The sequence below is a fragment of the Exiguobacterium sp. s161 genome (genome assembly GCF_018619045.1).
GTDB classification, from domain to species: domain Bacteria; phylum Bacillota; class Bacilli; order Exiguobacteriales; family Exiguobacteriaceae; genus Exiguobacterium_A; species Exiguobacterium_A indicum.
The window spans coordinates 1-376 of sequence record NZ_JACSNH010000021.1; the positions used below are offsets into that span (position 1 = coordinate 1).

Consider the following 376-nt stretch of genomic DNA (forward strand, 5'->3'; position numbering starts at 1 on the left):
AATGACATGGTTAATTAAAAGTTTGATGTCTTGTTGATGTCTTCAGTTTTCAAGGTGCGAGTGCCTTATCCAAAGGACAAGACAAATGGAGCCTAGCGGGATCGAACCGCTGACCTCCTGCGTGCAAGGCAGGCGCTCTCCCAGCTGAGCTAAGGCCCCAGGATTGGAATTGAATTATAATGGAAATGGTGGGCCTAAGTGGACTCGAACCACCGACCTCACGCTTATCAGGCGTGCGCTCTAACCGGCTGAGCTATAGGCCCATTCCATGACTAGAGAGAATTAGACTCTCAAAACTGAACGATGGGCATGTCCCGTAAGGGACGTTTTCCTTAGAAAGGAGGTGATCCAGCCGCACCTTCCGATACGGCTACCT

General features: G+C 50.3%; 2 tRNA genes. Both read right to left on the reverse strand.

Going from position 1 to position 376, the window contains the following annotated elements:
• Positions 1-86 precede the first annotated feature (86 nt).
• Positions 87-159, reverse strand: a tRNA-Ala gene (locus tag KNQ14_RS16665).
• A gap of 27 nt (positions 160-186) precedes the next feature.
• Positions 187-263, reverse strand: a tRNA-Ile gene (locus tag KNQ14_RS16670).
• Positions 264-376 lie beyond the last annotated feature (113 nt).